The 19,579-nt window shown below is 72.7% G+C and carries 17 protein-coding genes and 1 pseudogene; 8 read left to right on the forward strand and 10 right to left on the reverse strand.

Annotated elements, in window-relative coordinates:
- Positions 1-68: 68 nt before the first annotated feature.
- Genes GLX30_RS22515 through GLX30_RS22525 form a run of 3 tightly spaced genes read right to left on the reverse strand, consistent with a single transcriptional unit; the run spans position 69 to position 3,644 of the window.
- Entirely contained in the window at positions 69-1,667 is a 1,599-nt protein-coding gene (locus GLX30_RS22515) for a hypothetical protein (RefSeq protein WP_159691758.1), read from the reverse strand.
- Positions 1,658-2,824: a hypothetical protein gene (locus GLX30_RS22520; protein WP_159691760.1), complete on the reverse strand. Its 1,167-nt coding sequence runs from the start codon at positions 2,822-2,824 to the stop codon at positions 1,658-1,660. The genes GLX30_RS22515 and GLX30_RS22520 overlap by 10 nt, the downstream gene beginning before the upstream one ends.
- Entirely contained in the window at positions 2,754-3,644 is an 891-nt protein-coding gene (locus GLX30_RS22525) for a phosphatase PAP2 family protein (protein WP_159691762.1), read from the reverse strand. The genes GLX30_RS22520 and GLX30_RS22525 overlap by 71 nt, the downstream gene beginning before the upstream one ends.
- A gap of 133 nt (positions 3,645-3,777) precedes the next feature.
- On the opposite strand from GLX30_RS22525, the gene GLX30_RS22530 reads away from it, so the two are divergent.
- The gene (locus tag GLX30_RS22530) at positions 3,778-4,374 is read left to right on the forward strand and encodes a histidine phosphatase family protein (RefSeq protein ID WP_159691764.1); all 597 of its coding nucleotides are present in this window, start codon (positions 3,778-3,780) and stop codon (positions 4,372-4,374) included.
- Positions 4,375-4,567: 193 nt separating this feature from the next.
- Here the strand turns inward: GLX30_RS22530 and GLX30_RS22535 are convergent.
- A pseudogene (locus GLX30_RS22535) lies at positions 4,568-5,985 on the reverse strand (tetratricopeptide repeat protein).
- A 240-nt stretch (positions 5,986-6,225) separates the two neighbouring features.
- On the opposite strand from GLX30_RS22535, the gene GLX30_RS22540 reads away from it, so the two are divergent.
- Both GLX30_RS22540 and GLX30_RS22545 read left to right on the forward strand, forming a co-directional pair.
- Positions 6,226-6,675 (forward strand): hypothetical protein, encoded by a 450-nt coding sequence (locus tag GLX30_RS22540; RefSeq protein ID WP_208545461.1) that lies wholly within the window; start codon positions 6,226-6,228, stop codon positions 6,673-6,675.
- A gap of 67 nt (positions 6,676-6,742) precedes the next feature.
- Positions 6,743-7,606: a fused MFS/spermidine synthase gene (locus GLX30_RS22545; protein WP_159691766.1), complete on the forward strand. Its 864-nt coding sequence runs from the start codon at positions 6,743-6,745 to the stop codon at positions 7,604-7,606.
- A gap of 22 nt (positions 7,607-7,628) precedes the next feature.
- Here the strand turns inward: GLX30_RS22545 and GLX30_RS22550 are convergent, their stop codons facing one another.
- Positions 7,629-8,162, reverse strand: coding sequence for a hypothetical protein (locus GLX30_RS22550; protein WP_159691768.1), 534 nt, complete (start codon positions 8,160-8,162; stop codon positions 7,629-7,631).
- A gap of 69 nt (positions 8,163-8,231) precedes the next feature.
- Here GLX30_RS22550 and GLX30_RS22555 point away from each other — a divergent pair, with 69 nt between their 5' ends.
- From GLX30_RS22555 to GLX30_RS22565, 3 genes are all read left to right on the forward strand, one after another.
- The gene (locus tag GLX30_RS22555) at positions 8,232-8,930 is read left to right on the forward strand and encodes a response regulator transcription factor (RefSeq protein ID WP_159691770.1); all 699 of its coding nucleotides are present in this window, start codon (positions 8,232-8,234) and stop codon (positions 8,928-8,930) included.
- Positions 8,927-10,324, forward strand: a complete 1,398-nt coding sequence (locus tag GLX30_RS22560) for a HAMP domain-containing sensor histidine kinase (RefSeq protein WP_159691772.1) — start codon at positions 8,927-8,929, stop codon at positions 10,322-10,324. The genes GLX30_RS22555 and GLX30_RS22560 overlap by 4 nt, the downstream gene beginning before the upstream one ends.
- 164 nt (positions 10,325-10,488) lie before the next feature.
- Positions 10,489-11,967, forward strand: a complete 1,479-nt coding sequence (locus GLX30_RS22565; protein WP_159691774.1) for a cellulose binding domain-containing protein — start codon at positions 10,489-10,491, stop codon at positions 11,965-11,967.
- A gap of 408 nt (positions 11,968-12,375) precedes the next feature.
- Here the strand turns inward: GLX30_RS22565 and GLX30_RS22570 are convergent, their stop codons facing one another.
- The 3 genes from GLX30_RS22570 to GLX30_RS22580 are packed head-to-tail and all read right to left on the reverse strand — an operon-like array spanning position 12,376 to position 15,580.
- Positions 12,376-13,224, reverse strand: a complete 849-nt coding sequence (locus tag GLX30_RS22570) for a carbohydrate ABC transporter permease (RefSeq protein WP_159691776.1) — start codon at positions 13,222-13,224, stop codon at positions 12,376-12,378.
- Between the two features lie 18 nt (positions 13,225-13,242).
- Positions 13,243-14,268: a sugar ABC transporter permease gene (locus GLX30_RS22575; RefSeq protein ID WP_159691778.1), complete on the reverse strand. Its 1,026-nt coding sequence runs from the start codon at positions 14,266-14,268 to the stop codon at positions 13,243-13,245.
- Between the two features lies 1 nt (position 14,269).
- Positions 14,270-15,580: an ABC transporter substrate-binding protein gene (locus tag GLX30_RS22580; protein ID WP_159691780.1), complete on the reverse strand. Its 1,311-nt coding sequence runs from the start codon at positions 15,578-15,580 to the stop codon at positions 14,270-14,272.
- A 261-nt stretch (positions 15,581-15,841) separates the two neighbouring features.
- Here GLX30_RS22580 and GLX30_RS22585 point away from each other — a divergent pair, with 261 nt between their 5' ends.
- A complete protein-coding gene (locus tag GLX30_RS22585; protein WP_159691782.1) occupies positions 15,842-16,888 on the forward strand; it encodes a LacI family DNA-binding transcriptional regulator in 1,047 nt (348 codons plus the stop codon).
- Positions 16,889-16,973: 85 nt separating this feature from the next.
- Here the strand turns inward: GLX30_RS22585 and GLX30_RS22590 are convergent, their stop codons facing one another.
- The gene (locus GLX30_RS22590) at positions 16,974-17,843 is read right to left on the reverse strand and encodes a TioE family transcriptional regulator (protein WP_159691784.1); all 870 of its coding nucleotides are present in this window, start codon (positions 17,841-17,843) and stop codon (positions 16,974-16,976) included.
- 58 nt (positions 17,844-17,901) lie between these two features.
- Between GLX30_RS22590 and GLX30_RS22595 the strand changes: the two genes are divergently transcribed.
- Complete coding sequence (locus GLX30_RS22595; RefSeq protein WP_159691786.1) at positions 17,902-19,131, forward strand: erythromycin esterase family protein; 1,230 nt, start codon at positions 17,902-17,904, stop codon at positions 19,129-19,131.
- Positions 19,132-19,182: 51 nt separating this feature from the next.
- Here the strand turns inward: GLX30_RS22595 and GLX30_RS22600 are convergent, their stop codons facing one another.
- Positions 19,183-19,569, reverse strand: a complete 387-nt coding sequence (locus GLX30_RS22600) for a DoxX family protein (protein WP_159691788.1) — start codon at positions 19,567-19,569, stop codon at positions 19,183-19,185.
- Between the last annotated feature and the right edge of the window lie 10 nt (positions 19,570-19,579).

Raw genomic sequence — 19,579 nt, forward strand, 5'->3', positions numbered from 1 at the left:
CGCCGTGGGAACCGGTGCCGCGGAATCCGGCGCCGTGGCCGAAGGGAACGGCGCGGCGGGAGGGGGTGTCACAGGAGGTCCTCCGGGGTGACGAGGTCCGGGATCTCGGCCGTGTCGGTGCGCGGCGGCCCGCCGTGCGTCCACGGCGTCTCCTCCGGATCCGGCAGCTTCGGCCCGCCCCGCTGGTCGTGCTCGAACAAGGTCCAGGCGATACGGTCACCCTTGGCCGGCACCGACCCCTCCGCGGGGTCCTTGGCTCGGCCCATCCGGTCCATGACGCGCAGCACCAGCGTGCCCTCGCCCTCGGACCGCACGAACTCGGCCGTCTGGGGCCTTCCGTCCAGCGAGCGGAACACCTTCACACGCTCGCCGAGGTGGGGACGGTCGTCCGTGCGGACGGTCACCAGCGGGCGGGGGCTCGGCCGCTTCGACTCGGACCAGGCCATCTCCACGTCGATCACCTCCGACAGGAACGCCTCCCCCGCCAGCCGGCGGCCCGCCAGCACCAGCGGATCGTCCAGTGCCTCCTGGGCCTCCAGCTGCGCCTGCGCCGTCTCCCGCGCGGCCAGCTTCTGCGCGGCGGTCACCGCGTCGTCGCGCCGCGGCTGGGGCGGCTCACCGGCCCGGACCCGGTCCCGGTGGGCGGTGAACGACCAGCGGTCACGTGTCCAGCGGTCCTCGACGCGGGAGCCCTCCGGCAGCGCGCGCATCAGCTCGACCGTGCGCCACACGGCGGACCAGGTGGGCCGCATCTGGTCCGCGACCAGGCGCCGGATCTCCTGCTCCGCACGGTGCAGCTCGCCCAGCCGTTCGTCGGCGCTCCCGCCGTCCTCGGCCGTCGCCAGCAGCTGCCGGGCCCGGTCGTAGCGCTCCATCGCGGGCGCCAGCCGCCGGTTGTCGAAGACCGGGTCGGTCGCCGGCCCCGCCGGCGGGCAGAGCAGCATGCCCTCCCGGTCGCGGCCCAGCTCGGCCCGCAGCGCGGCCTCGGCGCCGGACCCCCCGGCCGGCCCGTCGTCCGTCTCGATCCAGGCGAGCAGGGCGCCCAGGTGCTGGTCCTCCAGCGAGGACTGGCCGGTCGCCCAGTGACGGTTCAGCAGATCCGTCGCGGCGAGCAGCAGGGAGGAGCCCGGGACCCGGGCCCGCTCCCCGTAGTGGGTGAGCCAGCGGCCCAGCAACGGCACACGGGGCGGCGCCGGGTAGGGCGTGTCCGGGTCCTGGTCGGCCGTACGACGGAACCGCATGGAGCGCCCCAGCAGCCGCACGAACTCCACGCCCGCACGGCTCGGCACGATCAACTGCGGTGCGTCCGCGCACAGTTCGACCTCGACGGTGACCCTCTTGCCGGTCTCCGCGTCGGTCTCCTTGCGCTCGACGTGCTCCACCTCGTCGCCGAAGCCGTCCAGATACGGCAGGACCACGTCCGCCAGCTCCGCGAGGAAAGCCGAACGCAGGTCGCGGTCGCGCGGCTGGGCCACGACCAGCAACCGCGGCTCCTCGGGGTCCGTCCCCACCAGCGCGCCGAGCGGTGCCCCGGCCTCACCGGCGGTCGTCAGCGGCACGAACACCAACGGGCGCTCGGACACCCGCCGGTGGCGGACCGTCGCCAGCGGCTGGGCCCGGCCCCGCTCGACCGCCTCAAGCCGGGCGAGGGTGGCGATCAGTGACATGCGCCGGCCTCCTGCCCCGTTGCCGCGCCCTGCTGCGCCAGGTCCGCCTCGGCCAACGCCTCGGCCCGCAGCGCGGCCGCCCGCCGGAGCGCCGCCACCGCCGGGTCGGCCGGGTCCCCGGCCTCGCCGCGGGCCGCCGCCAGCACCTCGCCGATCGTCGTCAGCCCACCCAGTTCGCCGCGGACCGACCGGCCCAGCGTCTCCACCGCGCCGGCCTGCCTGGCCCGGTCACGGCAGTGGAAGGCCAACTCGCAGGCGGCGAGGCACTCGGGCGCGTACGCGTGCGGGACGGACTCGACCGCCGCCGTCAGCTCGTCCGCCGAACAGCCCTCGAGGTCGAACGTGACGCCCTCGGGCAGTCCGGCCGCGATGTCCTCGACACGGATGAGCCTGGCCAGCTGACGGCGGGTCACCGACAGCTGCTTGCGCACGTCCACGGCGGACGCGGTCGGCAGGTTGGAGAAGTCCTTGGGGCAGACCAGCAGGATGCTGTGGGCGACCCGCGCGCCGTCCGTGACGGCGGCCACCCTCTCCAGCGCCAGGACGTACACCGCCGCCTGGCGGGCGGCCGCCCCCACCTTCGACGCGTCCGCCGAGGCGTCGACCATCGGGAACGACTTGATCTCCACGACCGTCCACCGGCCGTCGGGATGCACGACCACCGCGTCCGGCTCCAGATACGCGGGCGAGCCCGCCACGTCCAGCGCGAGCAGCGGGTGGTCGAGCAGCGTCCACGTCCCTGCGGCCGTCGCCTCGCGCAGCGCCAGCGCCGTACGCGCGGCACGCCCCTCGGGGCCGGCCGCCGACAGATCCGGCACCAGCGCACCCGCCGGGTCGTCGAGGCCCAGCAGGCGCAGCAGCTCCTTGCCGCCGTCGGCCTTCACCTTCGCCTCGAAGGCGTTCCCGCGCATGAAGGCGAACTGCGACTGCCCGAACGTCCCCGGAGCACCCAGCGCGGAGGCGAGCGCCGCCTTGTCCACCCCGGCGCCGTCCAGCAGCGCCCGGCGCCGGCACCCCGGGTTGGCGGCGAGTGCCGCGAGGGCGCGGGCGTCCAGCGGGTGGGGCTGCGCGGCAGGTCCCCGCAGCTCAGCGAGCCGTTGCCGGAGTGCTGTCGTCGGCGCCTGCGGAGGGGGTCCGCTGCCCAGGGATTCGCTCACCCGCGGAAGTCTCGCATCCGCCACCGACAACGGGGGAGACGGTGACCGCCGCGCCGGGGCGCGATGCGCCGGTGAACCGGTCGCGCGTGCGGTCGGCCAGACGCATGGCGGGCCTGGTCAGCAGCGCCCCCGCGCACATGACGGCGGCGCCGGCGACCGCGTCGAGGAAGTAGTGGTTGGCCGTGCCCATCACCACGACCGTGGTGAGCAGCGGATAGGCGACGGCCAGTGTCCGCACGAGCGGAGAACGGCCGTGCCGCCACAGCATCACACCGACCCACAGCGCCCAGCCGACGTGCAGGCTCGGCATCGCCGCGTACTGGTTGGTCATGCCCCCGAGCCCCCGCGGCGCGCTCGCCTCCGCGCCCCACCAGCCGTACGAGCTGTACTGCGCCATCGTGTCCACGAACCCGTGGCCGGCGTCCAGCAGCCGTGGAGGGCAGGTCGGCATCAGCGTGAAACCGGCCAGCCCGAGGAGCGTCGAGAGCATCAGCCAGGTGCGGGCCGCGCGGTAGTGGAGCGGGCGGCGGCGGAAGAGCCACACGAGGACGGCGGGGGTGGCCAGGTAGTGGAGCGAGGCGTACGCGAAATCGGCGGGTATGCCGAGCGCGGGCATCTCCGTGAAGAGACGGTTCAGCGGATGCTCGGCGTTGAGCAGGAGTGCCTTCTCGGCCCGGAGTATCGCAAGTCCGTTGTCGACTGCCGTGGAGACATCGCCGCGGGCGAGGAGGCGGCCTGCCGAGTACGCGGCGTAGACGACGGCGATCAGCAGCAGCTCGGTCCACCAGCGAGGCCGGTGGCGAGGCGCGGTCTGCGGCATCCGGTCGGTCTCCGTCTCCGGTCGGGATCACTCGTCCGGGGAGGGGGACGCCGAGATCGTCGCGGAGGTTGCCTGAAGTTCAGGTGCGGGATGATGGAGCGACATTCGATCGTGAACTTCAGGAGAGCTCCCCATGGCACCGCGGATCCTGCTCGCCCGGCACGGCCAGACCGAATGGTCGCTGCTCGGAAGGCACACCGGCAGGACGGACATCCCCCTGCTCGAGGAGGGCCGGCGCGGCGCCAAGCTGCTGGGCGAGCGGCTCCACCGGGCGCCGTGGTCGGGACTGGAAGAGGTCGAGATCCGCACCAGCCCGCTGATCAGAGCGAGCGAGACGTGCGCGCTGGCGGGCTTCGGGGAGCGGGCGCAGACCTGGGACCCGCTGATGGAGTGGGACTACGGCGCGTACGAGGGCCTGACGCCGGCCGAGATCCAGGACCTCCAGCCCGGCTGGCTCCTGTGGAGCGACGGCGCGCCCGACGGCGAGACCCTCGCGGACGTGTCCGCCCGCGCGGACGAGGTCGTCGAATGGGCCCGCTCCGCCGACCGCGACGTGCTGGTCTTCGCCCACGGCCACATCCTGCGCTCCATCGGGGCGCGGTGGCTGGGCGAGCACATCTCCTTCGGGGCGCGCATCCGGCTGGACCCGACGAGCCTGTCGGTGCTGGGGTGGGCGTACGGGGAGCCGGCGATCGAGCGGTGGAACGACACGGGGCACCAGGAGGGGTGACGGCGGGGGCCGCTGCGTGGGCCTGTTCCCCTACCCGCCCCTTTCGCTGTAGCGATGTGCGGCTCCGCCGCGTGGCGGGACAAGCCCCGGGCCCCGTACCGCGCTTCGCGCGGTGCCGGCTCCGGGCGGAGCCCGGTTTCGGGAAGGGGCCGGTAGGGGAACGGCCCGCGCAGCGGCCGTGTGCGGGGTGGCGTCAGGCGTGGCGCGTCGCCGTCTCGCGGTGGTGGAGGAAGGTGGAGACCGACGGCGTGCGGCGGTGCGGCAGGAGGACCTCCGCCGTGTCCGCCAGCATCGCGTGGATGCGGGACGACCGGACCTCGCCCAGCAGCTCGAGCACCTGCTCGCCCGCCGCGGCCGCCTCCTCCGGCTCGCCCGCCCGGGCCAGGTCCGCGGCCAGTTCGGCGCGGTACAGCGCGAGGTTGCGGGTGAAGCGGCGGTCCTGGAGGGTCGCCGCGCGACGGGCGTGGCGGGCCGCGCGCGCCCATTCGCCGAGGGCCGACCAGCACTGGGCCTGGAGCGCCTCCAGTTCGGGCTCGGCGAAGAAGGACATCCACTCGGGGTCGGCGTCCGAGGCGCCGCGCCCGAAGTGCGCGTGTGCCCTGGCCAGCGACTGCTCGCAGCCGGCCCGGTCGCCGAGACCCGCCCAGCCGCCCGCCTCCCGCAGCGCGAGCAGCGCCATCAGCCGGGGGAGGTGACGAGCCGGGCTGCCTGCTGGCCGGCCTGTGCGGTGCGTACGGCCTCCCGGTGCCGGCCCGCGTCCCTGGCGAGGAACGACGTGTTGCAGAAGGCGTGCGCCTCGAGCGCCGGGTCGCCCGCCACGCGCGCGGTCGCCAGGGCCTCCGCGTAGTGCGAGCGCGCGTCCTCGAGACGGCCGGAGTCGTGGGCGAGCCAGCCCACCGAGATGGCGAGTTCGCCGGCGCCGGTGTGCAGCCGCTGGGCCGTCGACCGGCGGGCCGGCGTGCCGGCGTCGAGCAGTGCGTACGCGGCCCGCAGCGGCTGCGCGGCACGGCGGTACAGACCGTCGGCGCCGTGCCGGTCGTCGAGCAGCCGGATGCGGCGTACGGCCTCCTCGACGGCGCTGACCTCTGCTTCGCCGACCCTCCGCGGATCGGGCAAGGATCCGGGGCCGAGTCCCAGGGACGCGGCCGCCACCGTGGCGGAGCCGCTCGTCATGAATGCGCGACGCAGCACGTCGCTCTCCTCGTCGCTGTCGCTTGCGCTGCTGCCGAGGGGAAGCCGGCAGCAGGGGTGGTGGTGCGGAAGGGCCGGGTCCGCGGCCCGGTCCGGCGGCGGTGACGCGGGCGCGGCCCGGTTTCCCGCGCCGCGCCCGCGCACCTGTTCCCGGGCGGTGAAGCCCAGGTCCGTCAGCGCCAGGCCGGGGAACATGTGCAGGAACACCCGCTCGTACGCGTAGTTCGGGCAGCGGATCTCCCCGGACTCGACCCGGCCGATGTAGCGCGCGTCGCAGGAGACCTGCTCGCCGATCTCGCGGGCCGCCCGTCGTACGGCCGTCGCGAACTCGCCCGGCGAGCGGTGTCCGCGCAGCCTGCGGAAAGCCAGGTTGGGTACAGGGGCAGGAACCGCCCGTGATGCCTTTGACGATGACGCCATGGCCGAGGCCTCTCTTGGTGCGGCCGTGTTCCGGCGGGGCAAGAACGTACCTGGTGTGACAAGGCATTCACACAGGGTTTGACAACAAAAGGGACATCTCGCCGGTGTTCTGCCATGAACTGCCATCCTTTGCGGCGGCGTGCCGCCGTAGCCCTTGACGCGTACGGGCGTTGAACCGTACGGAGACGCGTTGCGTGTCTCCACTCGAGCGAGGAGGGGATCCCCTTGTTGGAGGTCGGCATGGAGACCAGCGCGACGCCCTCGACCACGGCCGGACACAGACCCACCCCGGACGGCAGTGCACCACCCCTTTGCGACGTGGCCGTGCCCGGCGGACCGGCAGCGCCGTGCGACCTGGTGACCGTTCCCGCCCGGCAGGGCCTCGAGGCGGTGGACATCCTTCGCCGCGCCGCCGCACCCGCGGTCGGGCCGGTGCTCCACGACGGGGCCTGCGACACCCTCGGCTTCCTCGTTCCGCCGGGTACGGCCGACGCCTGGGACATGCCGGGCAGCGCATGCACGCAGACCTCCGGCCGGGGCCTGCGCAGCCCCGCGGAATCACAGGTCACCGGGTCCGGCTGGCTGCTGCCGCCCGGCGACGACGCGGACACGGTCACGGACCCGGTGGTCCTGCGCGAGGCCCTGGGGGAGGCGGCCCGTCTGATCGAGGCGGCGGACAACTGCCGCTGAGGCCCACCCGGCTCCCGGCGGCGAAGGCCCGGACGCGGGGGGTCCGCGGCCGGGCGATAATGGACGCGTGGCGAAAAGCAAGCGGCGTGAGGGCGGTGGACCGGAGTCGGTCGTCGCTGCCGTGGACGGCGGACTCGCGGAGCTGATACCCGACCGGGAACGCCCGCGCGGCTGGACGCTGCTCATCGACGGTGCGCCGCAGTCGCACGTGGATCTCGACGACCCGGCGTATCTGTCCTTCGAGTACCAGCGCCGGCTGGGCCACGCCGTGGACCTCGCCGCACCTCCCGGGCGTCCCCTTCAGGTCGTGCACCTCGGCGGCGGGGCGTTCACCCTCGCCCGGTACGTCGCCGCCACGCGCCCCCGCTCCACCCAGCAGATCGTCGAACTGGACGCGGCCCTCGTCCAACTCGTACGCGCGCACCTCCCTTTGGATCCCGGCGCGCGGATACGGGTCAGGTCGACCGACGCGCGGGCAGGTCTGGCGAAGGTGCCCGACGGCTGGGCGGACGTGGTCATCGCGGACGTGTTCAGCGGGGCGCGCACCCCAGCGCATCTGACGAGCACGGAGTTCCTCGCAGAGGTGCGCAGGGTGACGAGGCCCGGCGGAGCCTACGTCGCCAACATCGCGGACGGGCCGCCGCTCGCGCATCTGCGGGCCCAGATCGCCACCGCCTCGGCCGTCTTCCCCGAGCTCGCGCTCGCCGCGGACCCGACGGTGCTGCGCGGGCGTCGCTTCGGCAACGCGGTGCTGCTCGCGTCGGACAGGGAACTGCCGGTCGCCGAGTTCACCCGCCGCGTGGCGAGCGACCCGTTCGCCGGGCGGGTCGAACACGGGCGCGCACTGGCCGACTTCACCGGCGGGGCGGCGCCTGTGACGGACGCGAGCGCCAAGCCGTCGCCGGTGCCGCCGCCCGCCGTGTTCCGCTGACTTCCCGAGGTGACGGGGACTCTCAGCGCTCGTCGAACTGCACCATCGGAGGATGGCCGTTCCAGGTGCAGAACACCGACACCTCGTGACCGTCCTGCGTGAACGTGACGCGGATCCACGTCGGCTGCGTCCACACCTGCATCTGCCAGCCCGCCGCCGGGGTCGCAGAGACGAGCTCGGCCGCGCTGTCGCCGATGTCGAAGACGACCCGGCCGCCCTTGACGTTGTAACCCTTCACATTTCCGGCAGCCGAAGGGGGTGGCGGTGAAGGAGAGTTCGGCGGGGGGTCCTTCTTCGTGGGCGAGGCGGGAGGAGGCGTCGTCGGCGTGCGCTTGCTCGGCGAGGGGGACGGGCTCGGCGGGCGCGCCGTCGACGACGCCTGCGGCTTCGCGGCCTGCGCCGTCGGGTTCTGCGCGGTGATGGGCAGAGCGCGGGGCCGGTCGTACGCGGTTCCGGCCATGACGGTGTGGACGCCCCACCACGACAGCGTCACCGCCGCGCCGGTGGACAGCGACCACGCCATGGCATGTACGAGTCCTCGATGCATCCGGGCCATAGTGCACCACCCCTCCCCGGCTTGTCCCGGACGGGACCGGCGTACTCCGGATGGCGTACGGTGCCGCCCATGGCAAGTGTGCTCGTGGTCGAGGACGACCAGTTCGTGCGCTCCGCCCTCATCAGGCACTTGACCGAGGCCTCCCACACGGTACGGAGCGTCGGCACGGCCCTCGAGGCGCTGCGCGAGGTGGCCCATTTCCGGTTCGACGTCGTCATTCTCGACCTCGGACTGCCCGATCTGGACGGCGCGGAGGCGCTGAAGATGCTCCGCGGCATCACCGACGTTCCCGTGATCATCGCGACCGCGCGGGACGACGAGGCCGAGATCGTACGGCTGCTCAACGACGGTGCCGACGACTATCTGACCAAGCCGTTCTCCGTGGAGCACCTGTCGGCCAGGATGGCGGCCGTACTGCGCCGTTCGCGGGCGGCGGGCGAGGCGCCGCCCTCGCGGGTGATCCAGGTCGGCGGACTGTCCATCGACCCGCTGCGCCGCCAGGCCGAACTGGACGGCGACCGCCTCGACCTCACCCGCAGGGAGTTCGACCTGCTGGCCTTCCTCGCCGGCCGGCCCGGGGTCGTCGTCCCCCGCAAGGAGTTGCTGGCCGAGGTCTGGCAGCAGAGCTACGGCGACGACCAGACCATCGACGTCCATCTGAGCTGGCTGCGCCGCAAACTGGGCGAGACGGCGGCCCGGCCGCGCTATCTGCACACGCTGCGCGGGGTCGGAGTGAAGCTCGAGCCACCGAACGGACCCCGGCCATGAGATGGGCGCTCGTCAAGGTCTCCCTGGCCGTCACCGTGATGGTGGTGCTGGCCTTCGCACTGCCCCTCGGCATCGTCATCAAGGAGATGGCCCGTGACCGCGCCTTCTCCAACGCCGAGCGTCAGGCGGCGACGATCGGCCCCACCTTGACGGTCACCGTGGAACGCCGCCCGCTGGAGCGGGCCGTGGAGTCGACCCCGGCCGGTGCGGTCGGCCGGATGGCCGTGCACATCCCCGCGTCCGGCGAACCGGGCAGTCTGCCGCTGGAGATAGGCAAGCGCCGGGCGGCGAAGAAGGACCTGGCGACCGTCGAACGGATCGGCCGTGCCTCGATCACCGAGGTGACCGGCGGCTCCGCGCTGCTGCAACCGACGGCGATCGGCACCGGTCAGATCGCCGTCGTCGAGATCTTCGTGCCCGAGGGCGAGGTCTCCAACGGTGTGGACACCGCCTGGCTCGTCCTCGCCGGCGTCGGCATCGCGTTGATCGTCGGCTCCGTCGCGGTCGCCGACCGGCTCGGCGTACGGATGGTGCAGCCGGCGCAGCGGCTCGCGGGCGCCGCGCACGACCTGGGGGAGGGGCGGCTCGGGGCCAGGGTCCCGGAGGAGGGACCGCCCGAACTGCGCTCCGCTGCCGTCGCGTTCAACTCCATGGCCGACCAGGTCGTCCAGCTCCTGGCCAACGAGCGCGAGCTGGCCGCCGATCTCTCGCACCGGCTGCGGACCCCGCTGACCGTGCTCCGGCTGAACGCCGCGTCGCTGGGTGAGAGCACCGCCGCGGAGCAGACCCGGGCGGCCGTCGCGCAGCTGGAACGCGAGGTCGACACCATCATCCGCACCGCCCGCGAGGCCAAGCCGCAGACGGCGGCGGCCGGCCCCGGAGCGGGCTGCGACGTCTCGGAGGTGGTCCGCGAACGGATGGGATTCTGGTCGGCGCTCGCGGAGGACGAGAGCCGCAAGGTCCGGCTCGCCGGAGTGGACCGGCCCGTACGCATCCCGGTCGCCCGCCCCGAACTCGCTGCCGCACTCGACGCGCTGCTCGGCAACGTCTTCCGCCACACGCCCGAGGGCACGGCCTTCTCCGTCGACGTGCACAACAGCGACGACGCGGTCATCGTGCTGGTCTCCGACGCCGGTCCGGGCATCACCGACCCGGCGGCCGCCATGGCCCGGGGCAACAGCGGGGCCAGGGACGGCTCGACGGGTCTGGGACTGGACATCGTGCGCAGGGTCGCGGAGTCCACGGGCGGCGACGTACGGATCGGCAGGTCCGTCCTCGGCGGCACAGAGGTCCGGATCTGGATCGGTCTCGACCCCCGCGAATCCGCCCGCGGCCAGCGCCGCAGCCGGCACCGGGGGCGGGTCCAGCGCCGTCGCAGGACCGCCTTGCGATAGTGCACGGCCGCTTCCTCGCGGCACAGCATTAATCGCTTCCGATGCCTCCCTTAAGCGCGCCCTAAGAAGACCGACCGCCGTCACTGATCGCCCATTTGTCCGATTCGGGGCCGCTAGCGTGCAGCGCACCACCCCCCGACTTCGTACGCAGAGGCAGGCACCCGATGGGCAGCAGTACGCACCGGCGCAGGGCGAACGTCAGGACCAAGGCGGTCGGCGCGGTCGTCGTGACCGCTGTGATCGGCGGCACGGCGGTCGTCCTCACCGGCACCGCCCAGGCCGCGGCGGTCGGCGCCGCCTACACCAGGACCAGTACCTGGGACGGCGGTTACACCGGCCAGTACGTCATCACCAACGAGACCGGCGAGGCCAGGACGGACTGGACCCTCGAGTTCGAGCTGCCCGCCGGGACCAGGATCAGCTCCCTGTGGAACGGCGAGCACACCGTGGACGGGCAGCAGGTCACGGTGAAGCCCGCGAGCTGGAACAAGAGCCTCGCACCGGGTGCTTCCGTCACCGTCGGCTTCGTCACCTCCGCGAGCGGAAAGGCCGCCGACCCGACGGCCTGTCTCATCGACGAGATCAAGTGCTCGGTGGACGGCGGGGCCACGCCGCAGCCGAGCGGCCGGCCCACGGAGCAGCCCACGCCCACGCCCACGCCGACCGCCACCCCGACCCAGAAGCCGACGCCCACCCCCACCGCCACGGCCACCCCGACGCCCACGCCGACCGGGGCCCCGAAGCCGGGCGACGCAGCCCGCTATGCGCCGTACATCGACACCTCGCTGTACCCGGCCTACGACATGCTCGACACGGCGGCGAAGACGGGCGTCAAGGAGTTCAACCTCGCCTTCATCACCTCCGGCGGCAGCTGCGCCCCGCTGTGGGGCGGTGTCACCGACCTCGCGAACGACAAGGTCGCGGCCCAGATCGGCGACCTGCGGGCCAAGGGCGGCGACGTCCGGGTCTCCTTCGGCGGCGCGGCCGGCCACGAACTGGCGCTGAACTGCTCCTCCGCCGACGACCTGGCGAAGGCCTACGGCAAGGTCATCGACACCTACAAGCTCACCAAGGTCGACTTCGACATCGAGGGCGCGGCGCTGCCCGACACCGCCGCCAACTCACGGCGCTCGCAGGCCATCGCGCAGCTCCAGAAGTCGCACCCCGGCCTGAACGTCTCCTTCACCCTGCCCGTCATGCCGGAGGGCCTCACCCAGCCCGGCGTGGACCTGGTCGCCGACGCCGGGAAGAACGGCGTCCGCGTCGACGCGGTCAACATCATGGCGATGGACTACGGCCCGGCGTACAGCGGTGACATGGGCGAGTACGCGATCCAGGCGGCCACCGCCACCCAGGCGCAGATCAAGGGCGTGCTCGGGCTCTCGGACGCGGCCGCGTGGCAGGCCGTCGCGGTCACTCCGATGATCGGCGTGAACGACGTGGTGACGGAGATCTTCAAGGTCGACGACGCCGCGCAACTGGTGAAGTTCGCCGAGTCGAAGAACCTGGGCTGGCTGTCGATGTGGTCCTCGACCCGCGACAAGCAGTGCGCGGGCGGGGAGAAGCCGGCGGCGGACGCTACGTGCAGCTCGATCCTGCAGGAGCCGCTGGCGTTCACGAAGGCCTTCTCCGCGTACAAGTAGCCAACCCGTCCCCCCACGGCGACGCCCCGGGCCGGCCCCACCCGCCCGGGGCCCCGCCACGCCCTTCCACCCGACCGGGCATCGCCCGCTGCCGTCACCGCGCTCCGCTCGGCGGCTGGGCCCAGCAGGCCCCTTGGCCTCGAACTCCCCTACGGTCTGGCGGCCGCGGGCGGTGCGCCCAGCGGCTGGATTGCCGCCGCCCGCGGCGCGGCCGGGAGCCGCCGCCCCGGGCGAGGCCGGCGGCGCGGGGCAGGGCTGGAGATGCCGCTGAGCGGCATCTCCAGCCCGTCCGGCGTTCGAGGACACCGCGCGGAGCGCGGTACGGGTCCGGGCGGAGCCGGTTCCGGGAAGGGGCGGGGAGGGGAGCAAGCCCGCGCAGCGGCCCACCCGCCCGCGGCCACGGCGCCGTCAGCCCTTGACGGCGCCCTGCATGATGCCCCCCACGATCTGCCTGCCGAAGACGACGAACGCGATCAGCAACGGCAGCGTCCCCAGCAGCGCCCCCGCCATGATCACCGACTGGTCGGGGATGTAGCCCTGGCCGAGGCCCGCCAGAGCCACCTGCACCGTCGGGTTGCCGCTCTGCGTCAGCGCGAGGATCGGCCAGAAGAAGTCGTTCCAGGCCATCACGAACGTCAGCATCCCGAGGACGGCCATCGCCGGCCGCGCCGCCGGGAAGACGATGTGCCACACCACACGGAGGCTGCTCGCGCCGTCGACCCTGGCGGCCTCGATCAGCTCGGTGGGCAGTGCCTCCATCAGGTACTGGCGCATGAAGAACACCCCGAAGGCGCTGACCAGCGTGGGCAGGATGACGGACCGGAGCTGGTCGGTCCAGGACAGTTCGGCGATCAGCATGTACAGCGGTACGACGCTGAGCTGCGGCGGCACCATCATCGTGCCGATGACGAGCAGCAGCAGCGCGTTCTTCATCCTGAACCGCAGCTTGGCGAAGGCGAATCCGGCGAACGTGGCGAAGACCACCGTGCCCGTGGCGACCGACCCGGCGACGATCGTCGTGTTGAGCAGGGCGGTGCCCATGTTCGCGTCGGTCCAGGCGATCTCCAGATTGCGGAAGAGCCGGCTGCCGAACCAGAACGGCGGCGGAGTCTGTGCGAGCCGGGTGTTGGTGCGGGAAGCGGCGACCGCCGTCCACACCAGTGGGAAGAGGGAGCCGGCGGTGAACACGATCAGCGCGGCGTAGGCGAATCTCCCGCCGTGCAGCTGCCGCCCCGCCCGCCCTTTGCGCCCTGTCATCGTCGTCTCCGCTCCGCTCTACGCGCTCTTGCCCAGGCGGCGCGCGACCAGCCAGTTCACCGCGCCGACGACCAGCAGGATCAGGAACATCGCCCAGGCGATCGCGGAGGCCCGGCCCAGGTGCAGGTTCACCCACCCCTGCTCGTACAGATAGAGACCCAGCGTCTGGAACTGGTGGTCCGCGCCGCCCGTCGCGCCCGCCCCGCCGCTGAACAGCAACGGCTCGCCGAACAGCTGGGTCGCGCCGATCGTGGAGACCACGCAGGTGAACAGGATCGTGTGGCGCAAGGACGGCACCGTGACATGGATGAACTGCTGCCACGGCGAGGCCCCGTCGAGCGCGGCCGACTCGTACAGGTCCTTCGGGACGGCCTGCATCGCGGCGAGGTAGATCAGCGCGTTGTATCCCGTCCAGCGCCAGATCACGATCGTCGAGACCGCCAGTTGCGAGGTCCACTGCCCGTTCTGCCAGTCGATGTCACCGATGCCGACCAGCCCGAGCGCCCAGTTGACCATCCCGTAGTCGCGGCCGAAGAGCAGCACGAAGACGAGCGTCGCGGCGGCGACGGACGTCGCGTACGGGGTGAGGGCGGCGACCCTGAAGAACATCGAGCCGCGCAGCCGGTAGTTGAGCAGATGCGCGATGCCGAGCGCCATGAGCAACTGCGGCACGGTCGACATCAGTCCGATGGTGACGGTGTTCCTGAGCGCGTTCCAGAAGAACTCGTCCTCGAGGAGGCGCGAGAAGTTGCGCAGCCCGACCCACTCCATGTCGGTGGGCGCGGTGAGCTCCACCCGGTGCAGTGAGGCCCAGCCGGTGTAGAGCAGCGGGAAGAGGCCGAAGGCGAGGAAGAAGACGAAGAACGGCGCGACGAAGGCGTACGGGCTCCATGTGATGTCGCGCCGGTAGCGGCGTGAGCGCCGCGCACGCCGACGCTGATCGGCGGCGTCCGTGCCGTCGGGGGCCGCGCCGTCAACGGCTGACCCCGGCTTCCCAGGATGTTCGAGGTGCGCGGCCGGCCTGCCGGGTACGGGTTGCGCCACGTCACTCGTCCAGAGCGTTGTCGATCGCCTTGACCGCCGCGTCCCAGCCCTCTTCCGGGCTGCGGCCCTTCTGGTCCACCTGGAGCATGCCGATGTCGGCCAGGTTCTGCGCGATGATCAGGTCCTTGGGCCCCACGATCTGCACCGGGACGTCCTGTGCCGCCCTGGAGAAGATCTTCCCGATGGGCGCGCCCCCGAAGTAGGGGTGAGCGGCGTCGGCGACGGCGGGCAGCGAGTAGGCGGCCTCGGCGCTGGGGAAGCTGCCGCGTTCGGTGAACAGCTTCGCCTGCTGCTCGGGAGCGGTCAGCCAGGCGGCGAGCTTCGCCGCCTCGGCGGTGTTGTCGCCCGACCTCGGTACGACCAGGAACGAGCCGCCCCAGTTGCTGGGCCGTGGCGCGGCGGCCACGTCCCATCTGCCCTTCCCGGCGGCGCCCGCCTTGTCCTGGATGTAGCCGAGCATCCAGGCGGGGCAGGAGACGGTGGCGAAGGCGCCGTTGGACATGGCCTGGTCCCAGGACGGCGTGAACTGCTGGAGCCTGCCGGTCAGTTTCTCCGTGGCGAACTCGGCGGCGAGGCTCCAGGCCTGCTTCACGGCCGGGCTGGTCTTGTAGACGATCTCGCCGTTCTCGTCGTAGAAGCGTTTCTCGTTGCTGCCGGTGACGGCCGCCAGCACACCGGAGGCGGAGTCGACGAAGGACGTCCCCTCGGGTGCCCGGGCCTTGTACTTCCTGCCCGTCTCCAGGTACTTGTTCCAGTCCCCGGCCCACAGCCGGCCGACCTCCTCGCGGTCGGTCGGCAGCCCGGCCTTCTCGAAGAGGTCCTTGCGGTAGCAGATGCCCTGGGGGCCGATGTCGGTGCCGAGACCGACCGTCTTCCCGTCCTTGGTGGTGGCCTGCGCCCACTTCCAGTCGAGGAACGAATCCTTGCTGACGCCGTCGGTCCTGCCCAGGTCGACGAGCCGGTCCGCCTGGGTGGCGGTGACCTCCGCGATGTTGTTGACCTCGACGGCCTGGATGTCGGCGAGACCGCTGCCGGTGCTGAGGTGCGTGAGCAACTGCGGGTAGTAGTTCTCGTTCCGCTGGATCGAGGTCTGCTTGATCCTGATGTCCGGGTGGAGCTTCATGTACTCCTCGTACAGCCCCGCCTCCTTGAGCCCGAAGGCGCCGAAGACGCCCACGGTGATGGTGGTCCTCCCCTTGCCGCCACCGCTGTCGTAGGCGCTGCCGCCCGGCTCTTCGCTGTCCTTGGCGCAGCCCGCGAGCAGCCCGGCGCCCAGCGCGACGACGACCGCGAGGATTGCGGTCCTCCGCATGACGATCTCCTTCGGGGAGTGCCGCCACCCCCGGGTCCTGACGTGCCGCCCGCGGCCGTACTTGTGTGGGACCCGTACTTTTAGCACGCCGGCCGCGACCGTGGCACGGGCGGTGGCCTGCGGCTTTGCCGCACGGGCACCGCCAGAGCACTGGGAGCGCTCCCATGGCGGGTCGGCCGTGTTCGTCGTCCAAGAGGGGAGGTCGGAAGGCGCCGCGGCACGTTATGTTCTCCGCCTGGGCAGCCTGGGGAGGCGGACACGATGTCTCGGACCATCCGTACGGGGAGCGGGGGGCGGGCCACCGGTCTGCCCACCCTCGAGGAGGTCGCAGCGCGGGCGGGGGTGGGACGCGGGACGGTCTCCCGGGTGATCAACGGCTCGCCGCGCGTGAGCGAGGAGACCCGCGCGCTGGTCGAGGCGGCCGTCGCGGAACTGGGTTACGTCCCCAACCGGGCGGCCCGGGCGCTCGCGGGCAACCGTACGGACGCCATCGCGCTCGTCGTCCCGGAGCCGGAGGACCGTTTCTTCGCGGAGCCGTACTTCTCCGAGATGGTGCGCGGCGTCGGAGCCGCCCTCGCCGACACCGAGATGCAGCTGCTGCTGACGCTCGCGGGCAACGACCGCGAGCGCAAGACGCTCGCCCAGTACCTCGCCGCGCACCGGGTCGACGGCGTGCTGCTGGTCTCGATGCACGCGGGCGACCCGCTGCCGGACCTGCTGGAGCAGCTTTCCATCCCGGTGGTGATCAGCGGCCGCCGCGCGGCGGACGAGACGCTGGCGGCGGTCGACTCCGACAACTTCGAGGGCGCGCGGGCGGCCGTCGCCCACCTGACCGCCCGAGGCCGGCGTACCGTCGCGACGATCACCGGCCCGCTGGACGTGTACGGTGCCCAGCGCCGCCTGGACGGCTACCGCTCCGGCGTCGCCGGCGCGGGTCTGGACGCCGACCCACGGCTGACGGCCGTGGCCGACTTCACCGAGCAGGGCGGCCGCCTCGCGATGCGCAAACTGCTCGAGGACCGCCCCGACCTCGACGCGGTCTTCGCCGCCTCCGACGTGATGGCTTCGGGCGCCCGGCACGTGCTGCGCGAGTCGGGCCGCCGCATCCCGGACGACGTGGCCCTCGTCGGCTTCGACGACTCGGCGGTGGCCCGGCACATGGACCCGGCGCTCACCAGCGTGCGCCAGCCGACGGAGGAGATGGGACGCACGATGGCCCGGGTCCTGCTGGAGGAGATCGCCGGGCCGTCACCGGAGCGGCCCCAGATCGTGCTGCCCACGGAACTGGTGGTGCGGGACTCGTCGTAACGGGTGGACCGGTCCGTGTCGGCCCCGTCCTCCTCGGCCGACGACCTCTCCGGCGGGCGACCCCTTAGGCCGGCGGCCGACGTCGTCATCCCCGCCGGCGGAGGTATGCCTCCAGCTCGGCGGCCCCGGTCAGCATCGCGCGCCCGCGGGCGGCCAGCCGGCCGTGCCAGTCGCGCAGCGCGGCCTCCAGCGGCTCGAGCCCGCCGGCCGCCCGCACCTGGGCGATCAGCGGGGCGATCTGCTCCAGAAGGTAGCCGCCCCGCCTGAGCTGGTGGGTCAACCGGGCGTCCCGCACGTCGGCCTCGTCGTAGACGCGGTACCCGGTCAGCGGGTCGCGGCGCGGGTTCACCAGTCCGGCGCGCTCCCATTTGCGCAGCGTCGCGGGCCGGATGCCGAGCTTCCCCGCCAGCGGTCCGATGAACGTGCCGCCGGTCCCGGGCGGCGCGGTCGGTCCTGACGCCGCGGTCGAACCGGCACCGTGTCCGGGAGTCCCACCGGTCCCGGGCCCCCTGCCCGTCCCGGGCTGCCCACCGGTCCCGAACGCCGAGGCGGGCTCGGTGGCCGTGCCGCGCCCGGGCCCCTCATTCCGTTCGGACGCCGGCGCGGGCTCCAGGTCGCGGAGGGCGCTCTCCACTGCCTGGAGGGTCCGGCGGTCGTCGAGGAGCTGGGCGTGACTCTCGTCGATGAGGCGGAACGCCTCCTCGACCGCGCTCTCGTTCACCGCCCGCATGATCGCCGTCGCCGTCCGGTGGCCGTGGCCCGGCGCCAGGGCGAGGAATGCGCGGAGGGCATCGGCGTGCAGCGACGTATAGGTCCGGTAGCCGTGGGGCGTGCGACCGGCGGCCGGGAGGATGCCGGCCTCCTCGTAGTTCCTGACCGCCTGTGTCGACAGACCGTGCACGCGTGCCAGGTCGACCGGCCTGAGCCGCTCGCTGTTTTGAAGGTTTCGCCCCATGTCCCTGCCGGTATCGCGTGAAAGTCTCAATCGAGGGTTCAACGATAGCGTTGAAGGCATGGCTACCGACATCCAGGACACCGCCCATGCCGTCGAGGCCGCCGCCGTCATGAGGCTGCTTCCGGCCCGGCCCCGGCTGCTCGCCCTGGGCGAGCCCACCCACGGCGAGGACTCCCTGCTCGACCTGCGCAACGAGCTCTTCCGGCAGCTCGTCGAGCAGGAGGACTACCGCACGATCGCGATCGAGAGCGACTGCGTGACGGGCCTGCTCGTGGACGACTACGTCACCTCCGGCACCGGCACCCTCGACGAGGTCATGGAGCGCGGATTCAGCCACGGTTGGGGTGACTCCGCGGCCAATCGCGAGCTCGTCCGCTGGATGCGCGCCTACAACGCCCGCGTCGACGACGAAGGCCGTCCCGCGTCCGAGCGGCTCCGCTTCGCCGGCTTCGACGGCCCGCTGGAGATCACCCATGCAGCGAGCCCTCGGCAGGTTCTCACCGCACTCCACGCCTACCTCGCGGCCCAGGTGGACGCGGACCTGCTCCCCTGCACCGCGGAAACGCTCGACCGCCTGCTCGGCGCCGACGACCGGTGGACCGATCCGGCCGCGATGACGGACCCCTCCCGGTCCGTGGGGCGGTCGGCCGAGGCCGGGGAGCTGCGGCTGATCGCCGACGACCTGGTGGCCCTGCTCGACGCGCAGACGCCGCACCTGGTCACAGCGACTTCGGGGGACGACCGGTACCGGGCGCACCTGCACGGGCGCACCGCGACCGGCCTGCTGCGCTACCACCACTGGATGGCCGACACCTCACCGGGCCGCCTGCCCCGGCTGGTGGGCGTGCGGGACCAGATGATGGCCCACAACCTCCTCGCCGTCGCCGCTCGCGGTCCGGCATTCGTCCACGCTCACAACTCCCATCTCCAGCGTCGGACCAGCACGATGCGGATGGGCGGGACGCCGCTGGAGTGGTGGAGCGCCGGTGCGCTGGTGAGCGCCCGGCTCGGCGAGGCGTACGCCTTCGTGGCCACGGCCCTCGGCACCATCCGGCACCGGGGAGTGGACACTCCGCCGCCGGACACCGTCGAAGGACTGCTGTACGCGCTCCCGGAGGACTGCTCCGTCATCGACGCCCCGCGGCTGGCCACCGCCCTCGCCGATGTGCGGCCCGTGCACCGCGTGTCGCCCTGGTTCGGCTACGCCCCGCTCGACCCGGCGCACCTGGCGGACAGCGACGGCATCGTGTTCGTCAAGGACGTCCCGCAGAGCTGGTGCACCCCGTGAGCCGCCGTCGGCCGCGCTCAGCGGCCTTGGGCACCCGTACGGGCCGCCCGGTCAGCCGACGAAGGACTCGGGGCCGAAACGGCCCCAGGCCACGAAGACGGTCAGGGCGAGATAGACCAGGTCCACGACCATCAGCTTGGTCTCGTGACGCCGGAGGCGTGTGACCGCCGCCCCCACCATGATCAGCGCCAGGCCGAGGGCGGCGAACGGGACCAGGACCGGCGCGATGTCGAGCACGGCGGGCAGGATCAGACCCACCGCACCGAGGACCTCGAGGGCTCCGATGGCCTTGATGCTCCCGGCGCTGAAGTCTTCGGTCCATTGCGCGCTGGGCCCGAAGGCGGCGATCCTCTCCTTCGACATGATCATCTTGCCGGCGCCGCCGAACAGGTAGGCGGCGGCGAGCAGTCCGGTGACGATCCACAGAGCGAGGTTCATGAGGTTTCTC

The sequence above is a fragment of the Streptomyces sp. Tu 2975 genome (genome assembly GCF_009832925.1).
Classification (GTDB): Bacteria; Actinomycetota; Actinomycetes; order Streptomycetales; family Streptomycetaceae; genus Streptomyces.

What these genes read in the sequence shown, in the direction of transcription:
- GLX30_RS22515 (WP_159691758.1), bottom strand. Translation starts at nt 1,667, where the DNA reads ATGTCACTGATCGCCACCCTCGCCCGGCTTGAGGCGGTCGAGCGGGGC.
- GLX30_RS22525 (WP_159691762.1), bottom strand. Translation starts at nt 3,644, where the DNA reads ATGCCGCAGACCGCGCCTCGCCACCGGCCTCGCTGGTGGACCGAGCTG.
- GLX30_RS22530 (WP_159691764.1), top strand. Translation starts at nt 3,778, where the DNA reads ATGGCACCGCGGATCCTGCTCGCCCGGCACGGCCAGACCGAATGGTCG.
- GLX30_RS22540 (WP_208545461.1), top strand. Translation starts at nt 6,226, where the DNA reads ATGGAGACCAGCGCGACGCCCTCGACCACGGCCGGACACAGACCCACC.
- GLX30_RS22550 (WP_159691768.1), bottom strand. Translation starts at nt 8,162, where the DNA reads ATGGCCCGGATGCATCGAGGACTCGTACATGCCATGGCGTGGTCGCTG.
- GLX30_RS22555 (WP_159691770.1), top strand. Translation starts at nt 8,232, where the DNA reads ATGGCAAGTGTGCTCGTGGTCGAGGACGACCAGTTCGTGCGCTCCGCC.
- GLX30_RS22560 (WP_159691772.1), top strand. Translation starts at nt 8,927, where the DNA reads ATGAGATGGGCGCTCGTCAAGGTCTCCCTGGCCGTCACCGTGATGGTG.
- GLX30_RS22565 (WP_159691774.1), top strand. Translation starts at nt 10,489, where the DNA reads ATGGGCAGCAGTACGCACCGGCGCAGGGCGAACGTCAGGACCAAGGCG.
- GLX30_RS22570 (WP_159691776.1), bottom strand. Translation starts at nt 13,224, where the DNA reads ATGACAGGGCGCAAAGGGCGGGCGGGGCGGCAGCTGCACGGCGGGAGA.
- GLX30_RS22580 (WP_159691780.1), bottom strand. Translation starts at nt 15,580, where the DNA reads ATGCGGAGGACCGCAATCCTCGCGGTCGTCGTCGCGCTGGGCGCCGGG.
- GLX30_RS22585 (WP_159691782.1), top strand. Translation starts at nt 15,842, where the DNA reads ATGTCTCGGACCATCCGTACGGGGAGCGGGGGGCGGGCCACCGGTCTG.
- GLX30_RS22590 (WP_159691784.1), bottom strand. Translation starts at nt 17,843, where the DNA reads ATGGGGCGAAACCTTCAAAACAGCGAGCGGCTCAGGCCGGTCGACCTG.
- GLX30_RS22595 (WP_159691786.1), top strand. Translation starts at nt 17,902, where the DNA reads ATGGCTACCGACATCCAGGACACCGCCCATGCCGTCGAGGCCGCCGCC.
- GLX30_RS22600 (WP_159691788.1), bottom strand. Translation starts at nt 19,569, where the DNA reads ATGAACCTCGCTCTGTGGATCGTCACCGGACTGCTCGCCGCCGCCTAC.